Source organism: Pseudomonas sp. RIT-PI-a, assembly GCF_001187875.1.
Lineage (GTDB): Bacteria > Pseudomonadota > Gammaproteobacteria > Pseudomonadales > Pseudomonadaceae > Aquipseudomonas > Aquipseudomonas coleopterorum.
Genome location: NZ_LGIR01000028.1, coordinates 60,309 through 84,668 on the forward strand (window position 1 = coordinate 60,309; position 24,360 = coordinate 84,668).

The 24,360-nt window shown below is 60.6% G+C and carries 26 protein-coding genes and 2 pseudogenes; 12 read left to right on the top strand and 16 right to left on the bottom strand.

Going from position 1 to position 24,360, the window contains the following annotated elements:
• Positions 1–360: a hypothetical protein gene (locus tag AC788_RS16235; RefSeq protein WP_049861610.1), complete on the bottom strand. Its 360-nt coding sequence runs from the start codon at positions 358–360 to the stop codon at positions 1–3.
• Complete coding sequence (locus AC788_RS16240) at positions 357–1,730, bottom strand: CHASE2 domain-containing protein (protein WP_049861611.1); 1,374 nt, start codon at positions 1,728–1,730, stop codon at positions 357–359. The genes AC788_RS16235 and AC788_RS16240 overlap by 4 nt, the downstream gene beginning before the upstream one ends.
• Positions 1,731–1,914: 184 nt before the next feature.
• Between AC788_RS16240 and AC788_RS16245 the strand changes: the two genes are divergently transcribed.
• Positions 1,915–2,937 carry an ABC transporter substrate-binding protein gene (locus AC788_RS16245; RefSeq protein ID WP_049861612.1) on the top strand — a complete coding sequence of 341 codons (1,023 nt, stop codon included), beginning with the start codon at positions 1,915–1,917 and terminating at the stop codon, positions 2,935–2,937.
• Positions 2,938–2,969: 32 nt separating this feature from the next.
• On the opposite strand, the gene AC788_RS16250 is transcribed toward AC788_RS16245, so the two are convergent.
• The 7 genes from AC788_RS16250 to AC788_RS16275 form a co-directional block, all read right to left on the bottom strand.
• Positions 2,970–3,227 carry a hypothetical protein gene (locus AC788_RS16250; protein ID WP_049861613.1) on the bottom strand — a complete coding sequence of 86 codons (258 nt, stop codon included), beginning with the start codon at positions 3,225–3,227 and terminating at the stop codon, positions 2,970–2,972.
• 9 nt (positions 3,228–3,236) lie between these two features.
• Positions 3,237–3,473, bottom strand: coding sequence for a colicin E3/pyocin S6 family cytotoxin (locus AC788_RS21435; RefSeq protein WP_082223693.1), 237 nt, complete (start codon positions 3,471–3,473; stop codon positions 3,237–3,239).
• 183 nt (positions 3,474–3,656) lie between these two features.
• Positions 3,657–3,932 (bottom strand): hypothetical protein, encoded by a 276-nt coding sequence (locus tag AC788_RS21800; RefSeq protein WP_134722775.1) that lies wholly within the window; start codon positions 3,930–3,932, stop codon positions 3,657–3,659.
• A 95-nt stretch (positions 3,933–4,027) separates the two neighbouring features.
• Positions 4,028–5,296 (bottom strand): NAD(P)/FAD-dependent oxidoreductase, encoded by a 1,269-nt coding sequence (locus AC788_RS16260; protein WP_201777943.1) that lies wholly within the window; start codon positions 5,294–5,296, stop codon positions 4,028–4,030.
• A gap of 5 nt (positions 5,297–5,301) precedes the next feature.
• Complete coding sequence (locus AC788_RS16265) at positions 5,302–6,054, bottom strand: amino acid ABC transporter ATP-binding protein (RefSeq protein ID WP_049861616.1); 753 nt, start codon at positions 6,052–6,054, stop codon at positions 5,302–5,304.
• Positions 6,051–6,719, bottom strand: coding sequence for an ectoine/hydroxyectoine ABC transporter permease subunit EhuD (gene ehuD, locus AC788_RS16270; protein ID WP_049861617.1), 669 nt, complete (start codon positions 6,717–6,719; stop codon positions 6,051–6,053). Before ehuD ends, AC788_RS16265 begins: the two co-directional genes overlap by 4 nt.
• A 14-nt stretch (positions 6,720–6,733) precedes the next feature.
• Positions 6,734–7,498, bottom strand: a complete 765-nt coding sequence (locus AC788_RS16275) for an ABC transporter substrate-binding protein (RefSeq protein ID WP_049861618.1) — start codon at positions 7,496–7,498, stop codon at positions 6,734–6,736.
• Positions 7,499–7,712: 214 nt separating this feature from the next.
• Here AC788_RS16275 and AC788_RS16280 point away from each other — a divergent pair, with 214 nt between their 5' ends.
• Positions 7,713–8,492: an IclR family transcriptional regulator gene (locus tag AC788_RS16280; protein WP_049861619.1), complete on the top strand. Its 780-nt coding sequence runs from the start codon at positions 7,713–7,715 to the stop codon at positions 8,490–8,492.
• A 374-nt stretch (positions 8,493–8,866) separates the two neighbouring features.
• On the top strand, positions 8,867–9,511 hold the full coding sequence (locus AC788_RS16285) for a LysE family translocator (protein WP_049861742.1): 645 nt from the start codon (positions 8,867–8,869) through the stop codon (positions 9,509–9,511).
• A 127-nt stretch (positions 9,512–9,638) separates the two neighbouring features.
• On the opposite strand, the gene AC788_RS16290 is transcribed toward AC788_RS16285, so the two are convergent.
• From AC788_RS16290 to AC788_RS21445, 3 genes and pseudogenes are all read right to left on the bottom strand, one after another.
• Complete coding sequence (locus AC788_RS16290) at positions 9,639–10,763, bottom strand: SMP-30/gluconolactonase/LRE family protein (RefSeq protein WP_049861620.1); 1,125 nt, start codon at positions 10,761–10,763, stop codon at positions 9,639–9,641.
• Positions 10,764–10,897: 134 nt separating this feature from the next.
• Complete coding sequence (locus tag AC788_RS16295) at positions 10,898–11,299, bottom strand: type II toxin-antitoxin system HicB family antitoxin (RefSeq protein WP_049861621.1); 402 nt, start codon at positions 11,297–11,299, stop codon at positions 10,898–10,900.
• Between the two features lie 30 nt (positions 11,300–11,329).
• Positions 11,330–11,511 (bottom strand): annotated as a pseudogene (locus AC788_RS21445) (type II toxin-antitoxin system HicA family toxin).
• 245 nt (positions 11,512–11,756) lie between these two features.
• On the opposite strand from AC788_RS21445, the pseudogene AC788_RS22245 reads away from it, so the two are divergent.
• Together AC788_RS22245 and AC788_RS22250 are read left to right on the top strand one after the other, a co-directional pair.
• A pseudogene (locus AC788_RS22245) lies at positions 11,757–12,911 on the top strand (FIST signal transduction protein); the annotation flags it as partial.
• Between the two features lie 372 nt (positions 12,912–13,283).
• A complete protein-coding gene (locus AC788_RS22250; protein WP_414705024.1) occupies positions 13,284–13,778 on the top strand; it encodes a methyl-accepting chemotaxis protein in 495 nt (164 codons plus the stop codon).
• A 34-nt stretch (positions 13,779–13,812) separates the two neighbouring features.
• Here AC788_RS22250 and AC788_RS16305 read toward each other — a convergent pair whose 3' ends face one another.
• Entirely contained in the window at positions 13,813–14,667 is an 855-nt protein-coding gene (locus tag AC788_RS16305; protein ID WP_049861623.1) for a LysR family transcriptional regulator, read from the bottom strand.
• Positions 14,668–14,762: 95 nt separating this feature from the next.
• Between AC788_RS16305 and AC788_RS16310 the strand changes: the two genes are divergently transcribed.
• The 5 genes from AC788_RS16310 (at position 14,763) to AC788_RS16330 (ending at position 20,115) form a co-directional block, all read left to right on the top strand.
• Positions 14,763–14,996, top strand: coding sequence for a DUF1127 domain-containing protein (locus AC788_RS16310; protein WP_049861624.1), 234 nt, complete (start codon positions 14,763–14,765; stop codon positions 14,994–14,996).
• A gap of 192 nt (positions 14,997–15,188) precedes the next feature.
• Positions 15,189–16,028 (top strand): alpha/beta hydrolase, encoded by an 840-nt coding sequence (locus tag AC788_RS16315; protein WP_049861625.1) that lies wholly within the window; start codon positions 15,189–15,191, stop codon positions 16,026–16,028.
• A gap of 109 nt (positions 16,029–16,137) precedes the next feature.
• A complete protein-coding gene (locus AC788_RS16320) occupies positions 16,138–16,635 on the top strand; it encodes an RNA polymerase sigma factor (protein WP_049861626.1) in 498 nt (165 codons plus the stop codon).
• The gene (locus tag AC788_RS16325; protein ID WP_049861627.1) at positions 16,632–17,585 is read left to right on the top strand and encodes a FecR family protein; all 954 of its coding nucleotides are present in this window, start codon (positions 16,632–16,634) and stop codon (positions 17,583–17,585) included. Before AC788_RS16320 ends, AC788_RS16325 begins: the two co-directional genes overlap by 4 nt.
• 109 nt (positions 17,586–17,694) lie before the next feature.
• Positions 17,695–20,115 carry a TonB-dependent siderophore receptor gene (locus AC788_RS16330; protein WP_049861628.1) on the top strand — a complete coding sequence of 807 codons (2,421 nt, stop codon included), beginning with the start codon at positions 17,695–17,697 and terminating at the stop codon, positions 20,113–20,115.
• A 132-nt stretch (positions 20,116–20,247) separates the two neighbouring features.
• On the opposite strand, the gene AC788_RS16335 is transcribed toward AC788_RS16330, so the two are convergent.
• Genes AC788_RS16335 through AC788_RS16345 form a run of 3 tightly spaced genes read right to left on the bottom strand, consistent with a single transcriptional unit; the run spans position 20,248 to position 22,401 of the window.
• Positions 20,248–21,264 carry an SMP-30/gluconolactonase/LRE family protein gene (locus AC788_RS16335; RefSeq protein ID WP_049861629.1) on the bottom strand — a complete coding sequence of 339 codons (1,017 nt, stop codon included), beginning with the start codon at positions 21,262–21,264 and terminating at the stop codon, positions 20,248–20,250.
• A 20-nt stretch (positions 21,265–21,284) separates the two neighbouring features.
• Positions 21,285–21,854: a hypothetical protein gene (locus tag AC788_RS16340; RefSeq protein WP_049861630.1), complete on the bottom strand. Its 570-nt coding sequence runs from the start codon at positions 21,852–21,854 to the stop codon at positions 21,285–21,287.
• A gap of 52 nt (positions 21,855–21,906) precedes the next feature.
• The gene (locus AC788_RS16345) at positions 21,907–22,401 is read right to left on the bottom strand and encodes a YagU family protein (RefSeq protein WP_082223698.1); all 495 of its coding nucleotides are present in this window, start codon (positions 22,399–22,401) and stop codon (positions 21,907–21,909) included.
• 124 nt (positions 22,402–22,525) lie between these two features.
• Between AC788_RS16345 and AC788_RS16350 the strand changes: the two genes are divergently transcribed.
• Both AC788_RS16350 and AC788_RS16355 read left to right on the top strand, forming a co-directional pair.
• The gene (locus AC788_RS16350; protein WP_049861632.1) at positions 22,526–23,440 is read left to right on the top strand and encodes a LysR family transcriptional regulator; all 915 of its coding nucleotides are present in this window, start codon (positions 22,526–22,528) and stop codon (positions 23,438–23,440) included.
• 2 nt (positions 23,441–23,442) lie between these two features.
• A complete protein-coding gene (locus AC788_RS16355) occupies positions 23,443–24,351 on the top strand; it encodes an alpha/beta hydrolase (protein WP_049861633.1) in 909 nt (302 codons plus the stop codon).
• Positions 24,352–24,360: the final 9 nt, after the last annotated feature.

A 24,360-nucleotide genomic window follows, 5' to 3' on the forward strand; every position in this document is an offset into this window, starting at 1 on the left:
TCATGGCTTGTTGCAGCCTGAACCGAAGCCGATGGTCGAGGCATTGCGGGTGTCGGCTTTCTGGCTGTTGGACAGGCGCTCGCATGGCGTGGTGACGATTTTGCCTTCACTCAAGCGCAGGTCCATGGTGTCCAGCCAGACCTTGCGTCCGCTGATCTCGACCTGCACCAGCTCCAGGTTCGGATTGCTTTCCAGCACCGGCAGAGGCAGCTTGGGCGCGTCCTTGAGGGCCAGCGTACCCTGGGATTTGCCGTGCGCGTCGAGCAGCGTCAGCGGATCCGCCTCGAAAGCCTCCACGGTGGCGGCAAACACGCCGGGGCTGCACAGCGCGGCCAATAGCAGAAAAGTGGTTCTGGTCATCCTTGAGTTCCTTGGGGAAGTGAAATACGGACGCGCCTGCGTCGAGCGAAGCCGCGCAGAAGCGACCGCCATTGCCGCCTGACAAACTGGCTGATCGGCTCTGCAATGATGGAAAGGGACAGCACGGCGATGGCCAGCACGTTGGCCGGACTGATGTTGTTCCTCCACAGCCCCCAGCACATTGCGGCCAGCGCCACCTGGACGACGGCCCACCAGAACAGCGGTGCGCGCCAGCTTCGTGCCCGGCGATGGCGGCGCCGTCGGTACCAGGCGCGCAAGCCGACGATGACGATGACAAAACCCAGTTGCACCAGGTCCAGCCAACTGATCGACAGCCAGGCATAAGGCTGCGGATCGCGTTGATACGTGTCGTGGTAGGTCACCAGGTTGTCCAGCGCCATGGCGTGCAGGTACACCCCCGGCAGCAGGCCGTGCACCGGCGTTTGGGCCAAGTCACCGGCCGACGTGATCTCGGCACCCACCAGCACCAGCTTGTCGCCGAGCATTTGCCGCAACAGCGCGCGATCCTCCGGCGAATTGGCTTCCAGGGCACTGGCCTTGAGCGTGAGGGTGTAGGCGCAGCTGGCTGGGGCGCTGTCGCCGAACTTCCAGAAGATCGCCTGCCACAGCTGGATGTACCAGGCAGTGTCGTCAATCGAACAGTCCGCAACCGAGGTAGACCGCGCTTGCAGGGGCGACAGCGTCGTTCCCCAGCGCAGCGCCATGGGTGGGCGTAGCGCGGCCTCGGCGGCATCCACCGGCAGCCCGGCACAGTCACGGTCGCGGCAGAACTCACGGTACAGGCCCAGTGCTGGGGTTTCGAGCAGTCCTTGCGAAGTCTCGACGGCCAGCGGGTACCTGTCGCCAACATCGCTCCACTTGACCAGGGCGCGACGGGTCATTCCATCCAGCGAGTCCAGGGCATTGGCCTGGCCGTCGACGCCGCGCCGGTCGCCGGTATTGGCCAGCAGCAGCGCGATGCCTTGTTCCCGATAGCGCTCGAAGACATTCACCAGCAGCTGGCTGCCGTTGTCGGCGTCATTCGGTGCATGGTCGTGGCTGTACATCAAGTCCACGAACACCGCCCGTGGCTTGTAGGCGAGCAGGCGCTTGAACAACTGGCTTTGCTGCGCATAGGGCAGAGGCCAGAAGGTGGCGTTGTGCATGAGGTAGGCGTCGTCGATCAGCACCACGACCACCTGCTGTTGACCGGTGTCCGGGTAGCTGCTGGCGGTGATGCGATTGATCCACTGCGAAGACGCAGCATCGCTGGCACTGGACAGCCCGAAAGGATCGAGCAGTGCAATGCAGCCTATGACCAGGCCGAGCAGCACTTGCCCCAGCCAGAAGCGAAAATAATTAGCCTTCATCCGTGGCCTGATAGCGATTCCCTGTGTGTCGGCTTTGTAAAGGAAGTGGACAGATGATGTCAAGGCGATGGCAGGCGGCGTTGCGAACAGTTGAATATGGTTATTCTGTAATCGTATTTAAAATAAATTTCTTATGCACATATAGTCGCTCCCATACATCCCTGATGCCTTGCCTGGAGCGCCTATGTCTCGATCCACTTTCAGCCGTCTGGCTACTGCCGTCGGGCTCGGCTTTAGCCTGTTGGCCGGTGCCGTGGTTGCACCCGCGCAGGCCCATGCCGAGGGCGAAATCCGTATCGCCGAGCAGTTCGGTATCGTTTATCTGCTGCTCAATGTGGTGCGCGATCAGCATCTGATCGAGAAGCACGGCAAGGAAGCGGGCATCGACATCAAGGTCGATTGGACCCAGCTGTCCGGCGGCTCTGCGGTGAACGACGCGTTGTTGTCCGGCGCGATCGACATTGCCGGGGCAGGCGTGGGTCCGCTGCTGACCATCTGGGATCGCACCCATGGACGACAGAACGTGAAGGCCGTCGCCTCGCTGGGCAACTTCCCTTACTACCTGCTCAGCAACAACCCCAAGGTCAAGACCATCGCCGACTTCACCGAGAAGGATCGCATTGCCGTGCCCGCCGTCGGTGTATCGGTGCAATCTCGCTTCCTGCAATACGCGGCGGCCAAGCAGTGGGGCGACAAGGAATACAACCGTCTGGACAAGTACACCATCGCCGTTCCTCATCCCGATGCCACAGCGGCATTGATTGCCGGCGGTACCGAACTCAGTGGGCACTTCTCCAACCCGCCGTTCCAGGATCAGGCCCTGGCCAACCCCAATGTGCATGTGGTGCTCAACACCTACGACCTGCTGGGCCCCAACTCACCCACCGTGCTGTTCGCCACCGAGAAATTCCGCGAGGAAAACCCCAAGACCTACCACGCGTTCGTCGAGGCCCTGGCCGAGGCGGCCGACTTCGCCCAAAAAGACAAAGGCGCCGCTGCCGATACCTACATCCGCGTGACCGGCGCGAAGATCGACCGGGCCGCACTGCTGAAAATCATCGACAACCCGCAGTTCGAATTCTCGATCACACCGAAGAACACCTACCCCCTGGCCGAGTTCATGCACCGCGTCGGCGCGATCAAGAACAAACCGGCCTCCTGGCAGGATTACTTCTTCAAGGACGCCAAGCCGTTGCAGGGGAGTTGAGATCTGATGCCCTGTGCCCCTAACGCGGACGTTCATGCATGTGGCATGACGTTTTCATTGGCCTGCTGAGCAAGCTGGTATTCAAGGGAGGTGCCAAATTTATGGGCGCTGACCACATGGGGCAGAATTGCTGGGCTGATAGCCCAGCGCTGATATTCGCTCCACGTCATACCCAGATAGTCGTGCAGTTCTACTTGGGTGCCCGCTCGACCTTCATGCCAAGCTTCGATGAAGCTGTCGATCTCGTCTTCGCGCGCGTGCCCCTCGATGCAAAGTTCTACGAAGGTCATGTCTATCTCTCAATCGGTTCTGATTCGTCGGCCACGAACTGCGGGCTTCAGCAACCGTCCTGTTTCTGGACACACCGAGCCCAGATGAAACCCACGCCGGTCGAACACCTCGAACTCGCCATGCAACGAATCCCAAGAATAGTATCGCTGAGCTATTGGATCAAAGTAGACCTTCCTGCCTGCTTCAACAAAGGCGACTCTGAAGCCGCTGACGATTGACGGATCTGGCTTCGGCTTGCCTGCCATTGAACACTCCCTGTCTCGGTCCCATGGTGCAGCAGAACGGGCAACGGGCGGAACTATAGCGGTGAGTGCTATAACCAGTGGCTGGCGGCTTCAGGCCAATGGTTTCAAGATGTACGTCGCGCTACCCAGAAATAAAAAAAGCCCCGTCCATCACTGGCGGGGCCTGGGTCGATCGCGATCGAATTACTTTTTCTCGGGCGCCTTGATCTCGTCCGGTACGTCCGAGGACAGCGCCTGATGGCGGTCTTCGGTCACGCGCTTTTCGCGGGCCTTGTCGTGTTCTTCGGCGGCTTCGGCTTTTTCCTCGGCGGCTTGCTCAGGCTTGCCCTCGGCTTGCTTCTGGGCGGCGGCTTCGGTGTGCTCGTTGGCTTTCTGCACGTGGTCTTCGGACGTCTTGTCACAGGCCGCCAGGCCCAGGGCAGAAATCATCAGCAGAGCGAGGGAAAGTTTCTTGGGCATGGGACGCAACCATTGTTCTGAATGAACCCCTTTGAAACCGGCGCACGGCGATTGGTTCACCGCCAACGCCAGGCGCGACGCTCTGCCGCAGGCCATCAGCTCACGTTCAGGCGATCCAGCAGGCTGTACCAGGCCACGCCGGCGCCGATGTAGAAACGTTGCAGCCCGTGCATCGGCAGTTTTTGCAGAGGACTCACCGGGTAGGCGAAGTCGGCCCGGCTGTCGCACAGGCTGGTCGCCAGTTGCTGCCCCAGGCTGGTACACAGGGCAATGCCGCGACCGTTGCAGCCCAGCGCCAACGTCAGGCCCGGCGCGGGTTGATGCACATGCGGCATGAAGTCCCGGGTGATGGCGATGCGTCCGGCCCAGCGGTACTCGAAATCCAGCCTGCCCAACTGCGGAAACAGCAAGGCCAGCGAGCGTTCCAGATGAGCGAAATCCTGGGGCGCACCGGGGTCGGCGAAGGTGCCGCGGCCGCCCATCAGCAGGCGCCCATGGCTGTCCTTGCGGAAGTACAGCAACAGCCGCTGCGCCGTGGAAACCGTTTCCTGTCCGGGCAGAATGCTCTGAGCCGCAGCGCCCTGCAGCGGGCGGGTGGCGACGATGAAGCTGTTCGCCGCCAGGACGCTTTGCGCCATGCCCGGCCACAGGCCATCGCTGTAACCGTTGGTGGCGAGCACCACCTGGGCTGCCTTGACCGTGTGGCCGCTGGCGGTCTGCACCTGCCAGCCCGAGGCGACCGGCTGCAGCCCGATCACCGGGCTCTGCCCATGAATGCTGGCGCCGGCCGCCTGGGCTGCCCTTACCAACCCACGGGCATAGGCCAACGGTTGAATGGCGCCGGCACGGCCATCCAGCCAGCCCCCGGCAAATGCCTGGCTGCCCATGCGCGTCGCCACGTCGGCGGCATCCAGGCACTGCACCGGCACCCCGCGACGTTCCCACTGCGCGGCCCGCGCGTGCAGGCCAGCAACGCCCTTGTGCGAATAGGAGACCTGCATCCAGCCCTTGCGCACGGCAGCGCACTCAATGCCATAGCGATCGATCAGGTCGAACACCAGGTCGGCCGAGCGCGACACGGTGTCGATCAACGGTTCCGCCACGGCCGCGCCGTACAGCCGCACCAGTTCGTCCGGGTCATGCTTCAAGGTCGGATTGACCTGCCCGCCGTTACGTCCCGATGCCCCCCAACCCGGCTCCCGTGCTTCCAGGACGCACACGCTGACACCACGCTCGGCCAGGTGCAGGGCAGTGGACAAGCCGGTGTACCCGGCACCGACGATCACCACATCGTACGTGCCCGATTCCCGCAGTGGCGGTGTCACCCGCGCGGGGGGCGCGGTCGCGGCCCACAGTGAAGGCACGTCGATCATGACTGGCTCCGCGTGCTGGTGGTCGGATGCAACACCCGGCGCAGGAAATCCTGGGTACGCGGATGTTGCGGATTGCCCAGCACTTCTTCGGCCGGTCCGGTTTCCACCAGGTAACCACCGTGCAGAAAGCACACGCGGTCGGCGACTTCCCGGGCAAAGCCCATCTCGTGGGTGACAACGATCATGGTCATGCCCTCGTCGGCCAGGGTGCGCATCACCTGCAGCACATCGCCCACCAGCTCCGGGTCCAGCGCCGAGGTCGGTTCATCGAACAGCATCGCCTCGGGCTTCATCGCCAGCGCGCGGGCAATCGCCACGCGTTGCTGCTGGCCACCGGACAACTGCTCCGGATAGGCATCGGCCTTCTCCGCCAGTCCGACCTTGTCGAGCAACGCCAGTGCCTCGCGGCGCACCTGCGCGGCCGGCTCGTTTTTCACGTAGAGCGGCCCCTCCATCACGTTTTCCAACACCGTGCGATGGGGGAACAGATTGAAACGCTGGAACACCATGCCCATGCGGCTGCGCAAGGTATGCACCGTCTTGCTGCCGCGCTGCACGGTTTCGCCGAAGGCCAGGATCGAGCCGCCTTCATAGGTTTCCAGCGCATTGATGCAGCGCAGCAAGGTCGACTTGCCCGACCCCGACGGGCCGATCAGGCACACCACTTCGCCTTTCTGCACCTGCAGATCCACCCCGTGCAGCACGCGGTGGTCGCCATAGTTCTTCTGCAGTCCACTGATCTGGATCATGCCTTTTTCCTCCGGCTCAGACGCTGCTCCATGCGCCGCAACCCGTACACCAGCGGCAGGCTCATCAGCAGGTACAGCAAGGCCACCAGGGTGTAGACGGTCATGTTCTGGAACGTCGACGAGGCGATGAGCTGGCCCTGGCGGGTCATTTCGGCCACGGTGATGGTCGACACCAGCGACGAGTCCTTGAGCATCATCACCAGCGTGTTGCCGTAGGGCGGCAGCGCGATGCGAAACGCCTGGGGCAGGATCACCCGGCGCATCATCATGAACGAACGCATGCCCAAGGCTTCCGACGCCTCGCGCTGGCCCTGGTCCACGGCAATGATGCCGGTGCGAAAGTTCTCCGCCTGATAGGCCGAGTAGGCGATGCCCATGCCGATCACCCCGGCCTGGAAGGCCGTCAGGTGAATGCCCATGTCCGGCAGCACGAAATAGATGTAGAACAGCTGCACGATGATCGGCAGCCCACGGATCACGTTGATCACCGTGCTCGCCGCCCACGACAGCGCGCGGATCGGCGACAGCTTGAGCAGCGCCAGCACCAGCCCGATGGCGCTGCTGAGCAGAAACGACAGCACCGTGATCTGGATGGTCACCCACGCGCCCTGAAGTAGAATCGGCAGGAAGTCCTGCGCGTTCTGCAAGAAGTCAGCAAGCTTCATGGTCGCTCCTCAGCCTACACGCCCCACTTCTGCACGATGCCCTGCAGCGTGCCGTTGGCCTTGATGGTGTCGATGGCCTTGTTCAGGCGCTCCAGGGTTGCGCTGTCACCCTTGCGCACCACGAAGCACACATCGCCCACCTTGGCCGCCTTGTAATCGGCAGCCAGCTTCACCCCTTTGAAGGTGTTCTGGCGAATCTGGTAGGCGACGATCGGCTGATCGGCCACGGCCGCCTTGATGCGGCCCAGGGACAGGTCGCGGACCATCTCGGCGATCGAATCGTAGGTGCGCACTTCCTTGAAGATGCCCATCTTGTTGACCAGGTCGTAGAACGCGGTGCCCGCCTGGGCGCCGATCACTTCGCCCTTCAACGCAGCCAGGTCGGGGTAGGCGGTGTTGTCGTCGGCACTGACGATCAGGCCTTCGCCGTAGGAATAGACCGGCGCGCTGAAGTCCACCACCTTGGCCCGCTCGTCGGTCTTGAGCATCCCCGCGGAAATGAAGTCCAGCTTGCCCGACGTCAAGGACGGGATAAGCGCCGCGAAGTTGGTCTGCTCCATCTGCGTGCCGAAGCCACCGGCCTCACCGACCGCCTTGGCGATGTCCACCATCATCCCCTGAATGCTGTTGCTCTTGATGTCCAGGAAGGTGAAGGGCGAACCCGTGGCGGTTGCACCAACCTTGTACAGCGGTGCCTCGGCGGCGTGCACGAGGGATGCGCCAAGGGTCAGGCAGATACCGAACGCGAAACGGCGAAACAGAGGGGAGAGGCTGTTCATCGGGTCACTCCAGAAGGAATCGGAAAGTGGGACCGCCAGGCGGACATGACCGAAGTCGCAAGCTCTATGCCATTTCACACCGAAATCATCGATTTTCAGTAAATGCAAATCGATAAATATCACGTTCGTATCGGTATCCGATTTTCAGGCGCGTAAATTGCTGTCTCTTTGCTGTTGTCCGGGTCCATTCGCCGAATATTGCCTTGAGGCTCTCATGTCCGAAGATCGCAACAGCCTGTTCAATCAATCCCTGGAAAAAGGCTTGGCCGTGCTGCGTACATTCAGCGCCAAGCGCCGCAGCATGAGCCTGGCAGAGATCGCCGAAGCCTCGCACATGACCAAAAGCTCGGCCCAGCGCATGGTCTTCACCCTGGAAAGCCTGGGTTACCTTCGGAAACACTCGCGCACCCGGCATTACCAGCTGACACCCCATGTGCTGGAACTGGGCTTCAGCTACCTCGATGCTCATTCCCTGATCGAAGTCGGCAACCCGTTCCTGGCCGAACTCACCCGACTCACTGGCGAGACCGCCTGCCTGACCGAACCCACCGGCGTGGAAATGACCTACATTGCGCGCTTCGTCAGCGCCCGTTTCGTACCCGTGCACATGCCCATCGGCAGCCGCGTGCCGATGTACTGCACCGGCTCCGGCCGCGCCTACCTCAGCGCCCTGCCCGAAGCCGAAGCCTTGGCCCTGGTGCAAAGCAGCACCCGCGTTGCCCACACCCCGCACACCCACACCGAGGTGGACGACATCATGGCTTCGCTGCAAACGGTGCGTGACTGCGGCTACGCCGTGAACACCCAGGAACTGTTCCTGGGCGACATGACCATCGCCGCCCCCGTCATCGGCGGCAACGGCCGACCCGTAGCCGCCGTCCACGTGGTAGCCCCCACCAGCCGCTGGACCCGCGCCGACGCCGAAAACCAACTGGCACCGGCCTTGATGCAGTGCGTGCAGGTGTTGAGCAATTCGGCGCGGAGTTTGGGGTAGGGGAAGATGGAGACGTGGTTGTCCGAGTATCGCCAAATTGGCGATACTGAGCCTTGTAGTGACTGGATCAGGCTGCCGAGGCTTTAGGCGTGAGCGCTCGCAGCATCAGCCGATACAGCAGTGGCCGAGAGACAGTGCCGCGGACCTTGGCGCTGGCGTGCCTGGGGTGGGAAACGCTGGATCATCCAGATGCGGCGTGAAGGGTGGCTAATCTGCTTCCGATTTGGCAGCTACCAAGTGTTCCGGGCATGATCCAAGCGCACGGACACCACTTCGGTTGCCGGTCGTGAGCCGATTAGTGGGGCTATTCGGCTCATTTCATGAGCCGAATACGCTTGGCTGCAGGGCAACAGGATTCTAGATAAGGGATGACTATGTTTGATATCACCAACTTTTGGCTTTTTATAGTTGCCGTTTTTCTGCTTTCCATAACACCAGGTCCCGACATGGCTTACGTGGTGGGGCAAAGTGTTGCAAATGGTCGGCGTGCGGGCGTCATCTCAGCGGCTGGCGTGGCCTTGGGCAGTTGCACTCACGCGTTGGCGAGTGTTGTGGGTCTCACGGCCCTGATTGCGGCCTCGCCTGTCATGTTTACCCTGGTTAAATATGTTGGCGCGATTTACCTGATCTACCTGGGTGGAAAGTTGGTGCTCGAAACCTTTGGTCGCGCACGCGCAGAAACCGCTGAAAGCGCTGACATCAAAAAAGACGCGGATCTCTATGGCCTTCTGTCAAAGGGGTTCATAACGACCTTGATGAATCCAAAAGTCCTGCTGTTCTTCATTTCATTCTTTCCACAATTCGTAGCGCCCGGAGGCGAGCACCACACCGCGTCTTTCCTGGTGTTGGGATTGACCTATGCGCTGGTAGCGTTTCTAACCGACGCAACCTTTGCGATTCTGGCTGGAAGTGCCTCAAGCGGCATGTCACGCAACAGATCGCTGCAGAAATTGATGGATCGTGTCGTCGGAGGTGTGTTCATCGCGTTAGGCATCAGGCTTGCGCTGACTCGTACCTGAAAATGCCGAGGTAATCGCAGGGTTCTGCAGGTGATCACGAATCACATCCCGTGACGGATGCAGGCCATTGTTCGACGCCGCGGACTTATCGACTGCCGTGCATCCCCCAAATGCACGGCAGACTGGGTCATTGCAACGCGAACGTCGCCCCACGCGCATTCACGAACAACGAATAGATCGAGTGACTGCCGGCCATGAACAGCCGGTTCCCCTCGCGCCCGCCGAAGCACACATTCGGGCAGCGTTCGGGCAGGGAAATGTGCCCGATGGCCTTGCCCTGTGGATTGAACACGCGTACGCCGTCGAGTTTTTCCAGGTCGGCTTTGGGATCACCATTGCCACCCCAGCCGCACCACAAATTACCCGCCTCGTCGCACTTGATGCCGTCGATGGCGGCGTAGTCCAACCCTTCGATATGTTTGCGGCGCTCGCCCAGAGTGCCGTCGTCCTTCACATCGATCGCCCAGATCAATCGATTGGGCTTGGCCCGGCCTTCGACGACGTACAGCAGTTTTTCATCGGGTGAAAAACACAGGCCATTCGGCCCGTTGATGTCGTCGATCACCCGCGTGACTTTCCTGCTCTCGCCGTCGATGCGGTACACCGCATGAGGTTGGGTGGGGGTGATCTTGTGGCCTTCGTAGTTGTTGATGGTCTGGAAGGGCGGATCGGTGAACCAGATGGATCCGTCGGTTTTGCAGACGACGTCATTGGGGGAATTGAAGGGCTTGCCGTCGTAACTGTCAGCCAGCACGGTGACGGTGCCGTTGTGTTCAGTGCGCGTGATGCGGCGGCCTTCACTGGTGGTGGTAGAGCCTTCGCAGACGATCAGTCGCCCTTGCCGATCCTGGCACATGCCGTTGGAGAAGTTGGAGTGTTCGCGGTACACGGAGAAGGTGTCCGTGATTTCGTCCCAGCGCATGATGCGATTGTTGGGGATGTCGCTGACCAACAGATAGCGACCAGCACCGATCCACACCGGGCCTTCGGCCCACCGCAGGCCGGTGGCCAGTCTTTCGACACTGGCATTGAACACGCGCAACTCAAGGAAACTGTCGTCGAGCACGTGCAGCAGCGGGTCAGGGTAACGCTGACTCAAGGGCTCGGCGGCACTGGACAGTCGGGGCAGCGCAGCGCTGCCCACGGTGGCGAGCGTGGCGGAAACTGCGAAGGACTGTTTCAGAAAGCTGCGGCGGGTATTGCCCTTTGCTCGGTCGAGCCGTTCGGGCCCGGCGGACGAGAATGAGTCCATGTAGCGATCTCCGTAGTTTTGTTTTTATGAGGAGACGTAGTAATACCTTGTGATAGGACATCGTACAAGTATTCGGCCTTGTTTCGGGTCGCTGCTTTACAGGGATACAGGTTCCCGCGGTCCCGGTTTTTTGCTCAACGCCCTAGTTTTTCAAGTGCCGCATCGGTCAAGAAAGAAGATCGACTTTTGACATTGTGCTCACGAACAAATCGGTCGATCTGCGAAATCACGAATCCAGGCAGTGTGACGTTGACCTTTTCGGTCTTGCCCAAGTAAGGCGTTATATCGATATCGAGCATTCCCCAGCCCATGTCCGTGTATTCGGCGTCGTTACGAAGGACTGCCGTCGCGCTTGGGAGAGGAATACGCTCTCCACGAGCCGCAAGTTCCTCCAGCATGATATGAGCGATCTCGATCGCAGCACCGTAGGCCTCTTCGAACGTGTCGCCAGCGGTGATGGCGCCAGGAATGTCGGGCACCTGAATTCCGACGGCTGTAGTTTCATCGCCCCACTCGATGCAGATTGGGTAGCGCATGGATATCTCTCCTCATGAGTAGGCCGTTGCCTAGATCAAGCCGGCAAGTTTTCGAATTGCTCTAACCGTACCAACCGGCAGATCCTTCTTTGGGTGTGGAACAGGAACTGTTTGCGTACGCCTTGGATGCTTGAACATGTGATGACTTCCGGCGATGCGATCTAGATCCAACCGGCCTGCTCCAGCTCGCGTATTAGCTGTCTGCTCTGCACTCAGCACTCCTTGCGCGCGAGGACTTTATAACTCTAGAGGTATTTTTTCAAGATCGAGGAACTCGTATAGGGTATCTGAGGCTACCGTCCGAGTCGTAAAGCTCAATGGTTACGAAAGTTTCCAATCAGCACCTTTCATTGCAGACCCGACCACCTGCATCAAGTCCACCTCCCCATGGCCGATAGCGAAAGCAATGCAGGCCACGCCCCGCGTGCGCTGTGCAACCTTTCTAGCGAGCCATGTGATGAACCTCTTCAAACGCTTCAACCCCGCCCGCGCACTCAGCCAGGGTGCCGTGAGCCTGAGCTGCACGGCCAGTGAGCTGGACCGCGGTTTGGCCGGTTTGCGCGCGGATCCTGTGCTGGTGACAGGCTTCGTCTCGCCTCACCTGGACATCGACAAGGTCGCGGCCAGCGTTCGGCAGCGCTTCCCCAATGGCACCATCAGCCTGTGCACCACTTCAGGCGAGCTGTGCAACAGCGCGGATGGTCTGTACTGCGCGGCGGGCGAGCACTGGGACCGCATCGTGCTGCAGTGTTTCGAGCGCAATGTGATTGCCTCGGCGGAAGTGGTCATGGTGCCGCTGGAGTGCGAAGACATCCGCAACGGTGGCAAACGCATGGAGATGCGCGAGCGCATCGCGAAGCTGGTCGCCAACATCAAGCGCGTCCAGGTCAGTACGCCCATCGACCACCGCGATACCCTGGCCTACGTGGTTTTCGACGGGCTGTCGGCTTCCGAATCGTTCTTCATGGAAGCGCTTTACGAGTCGGGCCGCTTCCCCTGCCTGTTCGTCGGTGGCTCTGCGGGCGGCAAGTCGGACTTCCAGAAAACCCTGATCCACGACGGCAAGCGCAGCTACCAGAATCATGCTCAGATCGTTTTTCTCAAGACCGCACCGGACATCCGTTTCGGTGTGTTCAAAAGCCAGAACTTCGAGCCGGCCGGACTGACGTTCAGCGTGCTCACCGCTTCCGTCGAAGACCGCACCATCGATCAGGTGATCGACAGCAGCGGCAACATCATGAGCATGGTCCAGGCCCTGTGCAACGCGTTCAAGTGCGACAGCCATTCCCTGGAAAAGAACCTCGCCGAGTACTCTTTTGCCATCCGCGTCGGCAGCGAATTGTTCGTGCGTTCCATTGCCCGTATCGACCATACCCAACAGATCATCCAGTTGTTCTGCGACGTTGCGCCGGGCGAAGAGCTGGTCATGGTCAAGCGCACGCCGCTGCGTCAGGCCACGGAAAAAGACTACCGACAGTTCCTGCAAGGCAAGGGCGGCCAACCGGTGGCTGCCATCCTCAACGATTGCATCCTGCGCAGGCTCAACAACGCCAATGACCTGGGCAGCATGCGCGGCCTGTTTGGCGACGTGCCGGTAGTGGGTTTCTCGACCTTCGGTGAAATCCTCGGCTTGAATCTCAACCAGACCCTGACCGCGATTTTCTTCTTCCGCGTCGCCAAGGGCGCATCCTTCACCGACGAGTATGTGGATAACTTCATCGCCCACTATGGCGAGTTCAAAGCCTTCTTCCTGCGCCGCCAGCTCAAGAAAATGGTCGGCCTCAACCACGTGGTGGTGAAACAGATCGAAGCCTTCAAACGCAACGATTTCACCAGCGCCCTCGACACCCGGGGCCTGGACACCGGCATCCTCCCCGTTTTCAAAGGGCTCGCCGCTCTGGGCCAGGTGCTCGCCGACGCTGGCGAACACCAACAGCAGATGGCCACCCAGATCAACCATTATTCCGGCGAGCTGCACCTCTCCATGGACGACCTGGCGGCCACCATCGACCGGCAGAATACCGTTTCCACCCAGGCCGGCAGCACCGTCGAAGATCTCGCCCGGCAGGCCGACCAAGCGGTGATCGGCGCGCGTGCCCTGGCCAGTTCGAGCCTGCAGATTCAATCCATCGTCCAAGTGATTCAGCAGATCGCCGGCCAGACCAATCTGCTCGCACTCAACGCCGCCATCGAAGCAGCCCGCGCGGGCGATCTGGGAAGGGGCTTCGCCGTGGTGGCCGACGAGGTCCGCAAACTGGCGGAGATCACCCGCAAGAATGCAGCGGACATCGGCGTGGATGTCGATCTGCTGTCGAGCGAGATCCAGCGAGTGGCTCAGCAGATCGAAGATCAGTCCACAGGAGTGAGTGCGTTGAGGGAGATGCTGGACACCTTGGAGGCGTCGAGCCAGGCAACCGAGGGGACGGCGAGACGGACCAAGGGGATTGCGGATACGTTGACCGAGTTGACGCGGCGGTAGGGGAGTTCCAGCAGGTAAACAATGGGCCCACCGCTCAAAGCCTGAACCCTTCGACGATATGCTCGGCCAACGCATCGATCATCGGCGACCGGGTATCGGGGTTGCGCAGCAGCATGATGCTCGCCAATGGCAACAAGGGCATGCCCTCGGCTTCGCCGATGATCCGCAGCCCCGGCGTGATCAGGCTCTGCAGCTGTGCGGTGACCGCCAGGCCAACGCCGACCGCGGCCATTATCGCCGCGAGGCTGGGGCTGGAATAGGCGATCCGGTAGGGCTTCTGCCCGGCGTCCAGGGCATTGCACGCCCATATCCGGCAAAAACAATCGGTATTGAACATCGCCAGTGGCACGGGCGTTTGTTCATGGAGAAAAAAGCCCTCGGCTTCGGCCCACACGAAGCGCTCCTGACGCAGCAACTGGCCCACCTCTCGCCCAGGTTCACGGGTAACGATCGTAAGATCCAGGTCCTTGCGTTGCATCAACTGCCGGGAGCTCTCGCAATGCACTTCCACCTGCACCAGCGGAAACGCCTGAGCAAAGCCGGACAAGATCCCCGGCAGAAAGCGCATGGCGTAGTCGTCCGGAGTGCCTATGCGCACGGTGCCGACCATGTGCGGCTCGCGCAAGGTGGTGAACACTTCGCTGTGCAGTTTGAGAATGCGGCGCGCATAACCCAACAGAATCTGCCCTTCAGCCGTCAGCTTCACCTGCCGGCCATCGCGCTCGAACAGTTGCCGACACAGCACGTCTTCCTCGAGCCGCTTCATCTGCATGCTCACCGCCGACTGGGTGCGGTTCACCCGCTCACCGGCCTTGGTGAAACCGCCCTCATCGGCGATGGCCACGAAGGTACGCAGGACTTCCGAATCGATGCTCTGGTAGTGGGACATTGATCAATCTCTGAGATGCACTGCATTCAAAACATTCGTTGGATTGATGTTAAGCCTGAACAGAGAATCAAGCCATCAACCCGGAGGATGAGCAGATGAAAGGTCAAACAGTGAGTGCCTGTGCTTCGCATAGCTGCTGCACCCAAAGTGAATCAGCGAGATCTTTTGCCAATCCATGGAAGCGCATCACGCGCTGGTATGAACTGGCCCGGCAACGGCATCAACTGGAGCAGATGAGTGACGCCGGGCTCAAGGACCTGGGCTTGAGCCGGGCGGATATCTACAAGGAGATCGAGCGCCCGTTTTGGGATGATCCGTTTTGCAAGTAAGGTCTCGGGCGCTGACGGAATGGCACAAATTGGAATAATCCGCTCGGCCATCGCCAGATCAAGACAAACGACGCCGTCATCCGTCTTATTGGCAACCGAGCGCATTCTCCACCGCGTAGGTTTGCCGGTCGGCTTCTTCTGAGGTCAACGCACTACGCTCACTTGCCTGCATAGTAGGGAACACCCAGAAACATGATCCTTAGATTATTTACCGTATTAAGCGCATGGTTGCTCGGTGCCGCGATGGCCGCTCAGGCGCAGCCGGTTGCGTTGGACGGCACCGAGCAATGGACGATGAAAAGCGAAGGAGGGCTGGAATACCGCATCATGATCAGCCTGCCCGAGGGCGATGTTCCTTATACCGGTGGTTATCCGGTGATTTACCTGTTGGATGGCAATGCCTATTTCCCCGCGTTCCATGCCGCCAAGCGCGCGCAGGCCAAATTGCGCGGCTCGATCCTGGTGGCGATCGGGTATCCGAGTGACACGCCGCTGGACTTCAACAGACGCGCGTTCGATCTGACACCGCCTGCACCGCAGGATCGCAACACGCCGGCACAGGGTGGCCAGGATCTGTTTCTCGACTTCATCCAGAAGCGATTGATGCCCAAAGTGTCCGAACACTTCAAGGTCGACGAAGATCAACGGAGCCTGGTCGGGCACTCATTTGGCGGCATGCTGGGTGTGTACGCAGTGTTCACTCGGCCCACCCTGTTTCAACACGTTGTAGCGGTCAGCCCCAGCCTGTGGTGGCGTGACCAATTCCTGTTGGCGCCCGAACGCGCTTTCGCCGAGCGCGTCCGCGCCGGACAACTCGATATGACGCAGACAAGCCTGAGCATCGTGATGGCCGAGCGCGATTCGGTTCAGGCGATCCAGGATGCCAGCACGTTGTATTCACGCCTGCAAGCATTGTCAGGCTTCGGACTGCGAACCGGCTTTAGGGTCGAAGCTGGCGAAGACCATGCGTCCATACCCTTTCGCATCCCCAACCAGGTGCTGGGTGAGCTGATCGGGGCGAGGCGCTTTTAAGGCAGGGATATACACGGTTGTGTCAATGCGGGCAGGAGCGCGCAAGCGCAAATGATTCTCTTTGTGATATTTTCCTGCCCTTGCCACTCCGCCTTTCAAGGTTGCGTTCATGTCCGGCTCAGATCTCAAGGCGCTGTACCTCGCCCACCGCAGCGAAATCCAGGATTACCTGGATCGTCGCTTGCGTTGCAAAGAGACCGCCGCCGACCTGACTCAGGACACCTTCATTCGCCTGTCCGAACAAATGGGCCGCACCCCGATCGCCAATTTTCGCGCCTATCTGTTCTCCAGCGCCCGCAATCTGTTCATCGACCACACCCGACGTCAGGAGCATCGCAAAGGCGAGACCCTCGATCCCCAGACAACCTCCAGTTTCGAGCCGTCCACGCCCACCCTTGAACAAGCGGCGATTGCCCATCAACAGCTGAACACGTTGAACGACGTGATTCAGAATATGCCCGCGCCGTGTCGCGAAGTGTTTCTGATGGTGCGCGTGGAAGGCCTGACCTACGTGGAAATAGGCCAGCGCCTGGGGATCCCGTCGAAGACCGCCTATAGCCGCATGGTTCGTGCCCTGGACCTGATCAAGATCGGTATGTCCGAATGAGCGCCGAACCCCCACCAGTGTCGCGCGTTGACGACATCAGCCATCAGGCGAGCGCCTGGTTCGCGTTGGTTCAGGGCGGCTCACCTACTGCCGCCGAGCGGGCGGAGTTGGCAGCATGGCTCGATGCCGACCCCCGACATGCCGAGGCCTACGCCCAGCTCGAGCACCTGTGGGCCGCTTCCGCGCAGCTGTACCCTCAGACCTTAGCACCGACCGCCCCACAACTTTCCCGCCGACGTTTCGTCGGCTTGGGCATCGCTGCCAGTGCCGTCGCCGTCACTGCTTGTGCATCGGCGCTATGGCTGAACGATATGGGCCTGCCGTTCGCCGATGTCCGCAGCGCCGTGGGCGAGCGTCGTACCGTCACGTTGCCCGATGGGTCCTCTGTCGATCTCGCCGGCAACACTGCATTGAATGTGGATTTTTCACCGACCCGGCGCGCCGTGGAACTGCTTCATGGCGAGGCCTACTTCAATGTGCTGCCCTCGGCGGCCGGCGAGTTCACGGTCAACAGCCGATCGGGGCAGGTGGTGGCCGCCGACGCTGGATTCTGTCTGTCATGCAATGAAGGCTCGGCGCTGCTAGCGGTGAACCGCAAGACGGTGCGCGTCGTGACGGCCAGCCAGCAGGTCGATTTGGGCGAAGGCCTGTCGATGCGCTTCAGCAGTGATCGTACCGGCGCCATCCAGCATGCCGAGCTTGAGCAGATCCTCGCCTGGCGCAGCGGACGATTGGTGTTTTTCGACAAGCCTTTGCTCACCGTCATCGATGAGTTGCAACGCTGGCGCGAAGGCCGAATCTTCATCATGGACAAGCAACTGGCCATGCGCCGAGTCAGTTTGATACTCAACTTGAACAAGCCCGAGCAGATGCTCGACGCCATCACCAAAGCCCTGGCCGTTCGAGTGGATCGCTACACCGACCTGATCACCCTGATCTATCCCGCCTGATCCCGCTGTAAATAATTCACGCGACCTTAGGGAATTGCGCTCGCTCATGCGTCTTAGCCTGACTGATTGGTATTCGCATCTTCGAAGCACTTCCTGGGGAACGACCGCAATGGCAACGCAACTCAACCATGAATCCAGAATCGACAGCCGCTGGCAGCGTCACGCACTGGGCACCGCATTGGCGTGCACGCTGTTCGTCGGCGCGCTTCAGGCTCATGGGGCGCAGGTCCATGCGGCGACGGCGTCCGTAGAGCGTCTACCCCTCAACATCGCTGCCCAACCTCTGCGTCAGGCCTTGCTGCTGTTCAGTCAGCAATCGGGCCAGAACGTGTTGCTCGACGGCAACCTGGACAGTGCCCTGCGCAGCACCGCAGTGGAAGGTCGCTACTCCACGGAAGAAGCCCTCGCCAGGTTGTTGCAAGGCAGTGGCTACACCTTCGCCCGAACCGATGCCACGACCATTTACCTGGTCCCGGTTCAAGCCACGCAGGCCAACAGTGAAATCCTGCTGGCGCCCACGCAGATCCAGTATCAAGACAACGCAGGCGTCAGCCCAAGCCAGAGCTACCGGGCAAACCCTGTATCCAGCACCACTCGCCTGGGCCTGAGCGACAAGGAAACGCCGCAGGCGATCACCGTGGTGACGCGCCAGCAGATGGACGATTTCCAGCTCAATAGCGTGAAGGATGCGCTACGCAACGCGCCGTCGGTGACCGTCGAACAGTTCGAAACCGATCGCACCGCCTTTACTTCGCGCGGCTTCAAGATCGAAAACTTCGAGTTCGACGGCATGAGCCTGCCGTTCTCCGGCGGTGTGCTGGTCGGCGATCAGGACATGACCGAGTTCGAGCAGGTCGACGTGCTGCATGGCGCCAACGGGCTGATGAGCGGCACCGGCGATCCCTCCGCCACGGTCAACCTGGTGCGCAAGCGGCCTACCGACACGTTCCAGGCCAGGATCGACAGCAGCGTGGGCTCTTGGGACAACCGTCGCTTGGGCTTTGATGTGTCCGGTCCACTCAGTCAAAGCGGGAACGTTCGCGGGCGCTTCATCACCTCCCATGACAAAGGCAATTCCTACCTCGACCAGTACGGCCATGAGGTCAACGTGGCGGCGGGCCTGTTGGCCTTCGACCTGTCCGAGGCCGACACCCTCACCGTGGGCTTCACCCAGCAGAACAGCTACTCCAACGGCAGCACCTGGGGCGCCTTGCCCATCGCCGATTACCAAGGTAACCGCATTCACTACAGCAGCCGCAGTTCAAGTGTCGGCCAGCCCTGGACCTACTGGGACGTGAAGACTCAGCGCGCCTTCGCCGAGCTGACCCACGCGTTCGACAACGGCTGGAACAGCACCCTTACCCTGGCCGGGATGAAGCAAGATTCCGACACCAAGATGCTCTACGCCATCCCCGCCACCGCCGACGAGGCCTACGCCTATATCAACCGCACCACCAGCAAGGAAGAGCAGATCACGGCCGAAGCGAAACTGTCCGGCCCCTTCGCGCTGTTCGGCAGGCAGCATGAGTTGACCCTGGGTGCCAACTACGGACGCACCCACCACGACGAGGTCGGCCATTACAGGAACTCATCTGGCTACCAAATGGAGAGTTTGATCGACGTGCTGTCCGGCAATGTCGTGCAACCGCCGCTGAACTACACCGACGACTTCAATACCCAGCTGTTCACCGACCGCCAAAAAAGCCTGTTCGCCGGCGCGCGCTTCAGCATTGTCGATGACCTGCACTGGATTGCCGGCGCGCGCATGCTCAGCGCCGACGGCGATGGCGCCGGGTATGGATCGCCCCACGATACGCGAGTGCACGGTAAAGTGACCCCTTACACCGGCCTGGTCTACGACCTCACGCCGCAGTGGAGCCTGTACACCAGCTGGACGAAAATCTTCAAACCGCAATACCTGCGCAGTACCGGCGGTGGCTTGCTCCTTCCACTTGAAGGCAAGAGCCTGGAAGTCGGTATCAAGGGACTCGTGCTCGACGAGCGACTCACCCTGACCGCCGCGGCGTTCAAAACCGATCAGCAAAACGTTGCCGAACTCACCGGAGAAATCGTCGGCGGTCAGTACCTGTATCGCGGCACCAACCTCAAAAGCCGTGGCTTCGAGCTGGGTGCATCGGGAGAAGCGTTACCGGGCTTGGACATAGCAGGTGGCTATACCTTCGTGCAGATCGAAGACGCGAATGGCGATGAAACCCGCAAGTACATTCCCACCCATAGCCTGCGCGGCAGCCTGACCTACCGCCTGCCCGAGATGCCCAGCGTCAGAGTGGGCACCCGCTTCCAATGGCAAAGCGCAACCGAAGTGGACACCAACCGCAATGTGCGCCAAGACGCCTACGCGCTGGTGGACCTGATGGCCAGTTACGACATCGACGACAACTGGAGAACGTCGCTGAACCTGAACAACGTCACCGATCGCAAGTACTTGCTCTCGCTGTATCAATCGTCCGGTTCCACCAACTACGGGGCGCCGCGCAATTTGACGGCGTCGGTGACGTGGAAGTATTGAGCTGCTGGCGACCGCTTGGTCATCACCCGGCAAGCGAAACCGTCGACGCTTTCGGTGGGCTAAACGGACTTCTTCGAGGGATGTGGTGAGCGTCTGCAACAGGACGGTCACCACCCGCTCAGCGCTACTGGCCTAGCGCCCGATAACACCCTTCGCCACTTGCACGCGGAGCACCTTGTTGGCAGCGGTGATATAGGCCCAACTGCCTTGTTCATCCGAGCAGAACGTCAGGTTGCTGGTATCGCTCGCGCTTACCAACAGTTTGCCCAGCGACTTGCCGGCTGCGGAAAAGACCTGGATCCCTTCCTTGCTGCTGCTCCAGACGTTGCCAAGGGCATCCACCTTGATACCGTCGGGAATGCCGGATTCTATCTCGGCAAAGACCTTGCCGTTGCTCAAACGACCGTCGCGGACCTGATAGACCATGATGCGGTGAGCCAGCGTCTTGTTGCTGAAGTCATGGGCCATTTGCGAGTCGGCCACATACAACAGCTGTTGATCCGGCGAGAAGGCCAACCCGTTGGGTGAATGCACTTCTGGCGTCTCGAGACGGGTGATCTCACCGGTCTCGGGCACATAGCGATAGACGAACTCACCACCCTGCTCGGGTGTGCCGCCATAGCCTTCGCTTTTGCTCAGCACCCCAAAGGTGGGGTCGGAAAACCAGAGCGTGCCGCTGTTATCGGCCACCACATCGTTCGGGCTGTTCAACCGCTTGCCCTGGTACGTGTCGACCAGAGTCCGCCACTCACCGTTGGCCTCCTGCCGCACGATACCGCGCTTGCCGTGAGACGCCGCGACCACACGGCCCTGCGCGTCCAGCGTATGCCCGTTCTGGAAGTCGGCAGGTTCCAGCCAGCTCGACACGCCATCCTTCGCTTGCCAACCGCTGACCTTGTTCGCCTTGATATCGCTCCATATCAAACGACCATCCTGCAGACACAGCGGCCCCTCGGCCCACTTCGCCTGATCGGTGAGCAGCTCGACCCGGGCCTTGGCGTCGACCAACTGGCTGAACGCCGGATCGGTGACCACTTGCCGGACAGGCGCCGCTGCAGTGGCAGCGCTGGCAGAACCTGCGACCAGAATCGCGCTGCCCAACAACCAGGACGAAGGGCTCAGGAACAGTTTTTTAAAGGTTGGATTCATGTGTTCAGGTCCGTAGGGAATCAGTAGGCATAGCTGCCGTTGGTACGCTTGTCAGCCGCGCCTGGCTTGAGTTTGATGATCAACTGAACATTGGGTTCATCGCCTACGGTGCGGGTCAGGTGGCCTATACGGTCGTCATCCAGACGCGGCCGCGACTTTGTATCGGCGTTGAACTGCATCTCGCCCGGCCCCTGGACCAACACCGTGCCGTCGGTGGTTTCCACCGACCATTTGCCCTGCAGGGTGATCACCCACTGCGGCCCCGGTGCGTGATGCCAGCTGCCGACATAGCCCGGCGGTAGCACGGCATAGGCAATGCTTTCGATGTCGTCGGGAGAAACGCCGATCCACTGTGGCGCAGCCGGTGGTGCGTAGCTCTTGAACTCAAGACCTTCCAAGCGGCAATGGCCCACATGGGTGGCGCCTTTATCATCCGCCCACAATGTGGCGTACGAAATCGGTGGCTGTAGTTGGCCATTGCTGTGCGTCTTTTGCGGAGACTCCTTCGGCACTGATTCCACGGTAGTAGCGGCACCTGCAATGCCAGCGTAGGCGGCGCAGGACAGCGCCAATGCATATAGGGATTTCATGAAGCCACTCCGTCTGTGAGAAATTTCAACACATACTGCATGGCAGCGGCTGTCAGGACTGGTTGGGAAAAGACGACCAGCGTTGCTGCAAGTCGCGGCGTATGACTTCGATCACCCAGATCCACAACAGGTGCCCAAACGTTTCCGACACCCACTCCGCCGCCGGCAGTTCCCACAGTGGTGGTGCCCAGTGAAACACCGGCAGGATCACCCCATGGAACCCGAGCGTGACCAGGAGACCGAACCCAAGCCCCTGCCACACCGACGCACGCGGATACCTGAGTACGAGCAGGCAATAGAACATGGCGAAGACAATCGAAAAGCCATGATGAATAAGTGCACTCCCGTAGTTCACCACGTGCCCGGAGTAGACGTAGGTGAGCTGTTGCGCGTTGATCCCAAGTGAGTCGAGCATTTCCAGGGGCGGCAGCGGACGATCCGGGGTGCGCGGCGGAAAGGGAATTTCCGTGCCCCACTTGATGAAGCTTGAAACATTGCCCGCGATGAAGCCGGCCATTGCAGCTCTTCCATAGTCACGCATGTTCAACGCTCTTCTTCGATGGATCAGGTCGGGCGCCATGTCCCCGACTGCCGATCCACGAAGTATGTGCAAGGCGCAGTGATATGTAACATACTATTTGAATGGCTAATTGATACTAAAAAGATATCAGATGATCGATTTGAAATTGATGCGTCAATACGTAGTCGTCGCCGAAACCCTAAACTTTCGCAAGGCCGCCCAGCGCCTGAATATGTCCCAGCCGCCGCTCAGCGTCGCGATCCGCCGCCTGGAACAATCCCTCGGCGTACAGCTGCTGGAGCGCAACACGCGTTCTACCCAATTGACCCCCGCAGGCATCGTGTTTCTGAACGAGGCGCGGCAGACGCTGGTGCAGGCCGAACGAGCCTGTGAAATGGCGCGCCGCTCTGCCGCCGGTATGATCGGCACCATTCGCTTGGGCTTTGTCGACAGCATCGTCGACGGCTTGCTGCCGTTGCTGTTGCGCCGCTTTCAAGCCGCCAACCCCAACGTCGATATCCAACTGCAGGAGGCCACCCCTCCCGAGCAGATACAGGGCCTGCGTAACGACCGACTGGATGTCGGCATTCTCGTGCTGCCCGCCATGGACCCCGGCAACATCCACCTCGAACCTCTGTTCGAAGACCGCATGGTCGCCGTCGTGCCGCAGGATCACGTCCTGGCTGAACAAGCGTCCATAGCGCTCACCGACCTGGCGGATCAACCCTGGATCCTCTTCGCCCCCCACCACGGGCCTGGCATGCACTCGCGCATCTCCATGGCCTGCGCCACCGCCGGCTTCACCCCCCGAGTGGTGCAGCGCCCCCGGCAGATGCAAACTACCGCCGCACTGGTAGCCGGGGGACTGGGCGTAGCCCTCATGCCCGAACGCTATGCCCGCCGCCAGCCCGGACGGCTGGCCTGCCGAGAACTGGTCGGGCCAGGCACGCCTGTACCCTATGTATTGGCGCTGGCGTATCGTGAGTTATCCCCATGCATGCAGCTGTTGCGTGAAGAAGTGATGGGGTTGGTACAGTCGGAAGAATTCAGGGGGGGGGCGGGGTAATCGTGAATCGTCGCAATTTCATTCTAGACGCCAGCATAGCCGTGCTGATGTTCAAACTGGCGGCCGTCCAGGCCAATGACCCAACGGCTGAAATTGAAAAACTCGAGCTGTGGAAAGGCGCACCGCCAGGGGGAGGCGGCCCGTCGGGCAACCAGGTGCTCACCCCGAAGGGCGCACTCAGCAACGTCTCCCGCCCCTATCTGCAAATCTTCAGGCCCTCCAAACCCAATGGCAAAGCCGTCATCGTCGCTGCCGGTGGTGGATACAAGCGCATGGAGCTGGGTATCGAGGGATGGCCCGTGGCCGCGTGGCTGACGGAACGCGGCTACACCGCGTATGTACTGGCTTACCGCTTGCCTGGTGAAGGCTGGAACGCCGGCAACATCGTCGCACTACAAGACGCGCAACGCGCGCTACGCATTGTTCGCAGCCGAGAAAGCCACGTGACCCTGCTGGGCTTTTCAGCCGGAGGCCACCTGATGGGCATGGCCGCGACGCTCGGCGACTCCCAGACTTACACGGCTCAAGACAGCATCGATTCAATACCCGCCATCGCCCAGGGGGCAGCGTTGATATACCCGGTTATCACGCTGGAACGACCTTACACCCATACCTCAACTCACAAGCTACTGGTGGGGCCTGATGCGTCGGCACAGGAAGAGGCTGAGTGGTCTGTTCAGAATCGAGTGAGGGCCAGTACACCGCCTGAGTTCTTGGTGCAGGCGGAGGACGATGCGGTTTCCGACCCTCATAACACGCTCATCATGGCGGCGGCTTGTGACCGGCAGGGTGTGGCTGTGGAGATGCATCGGTATGTTACGGGAGGACATGGGTTTGGGTTGGGGAGGAGGGGGACGGCAAGTGGGGAGTGGCCTGGTAGGTATGAGGAGTGGTTGGGGAGGGTGGGGTGATATGAGGTG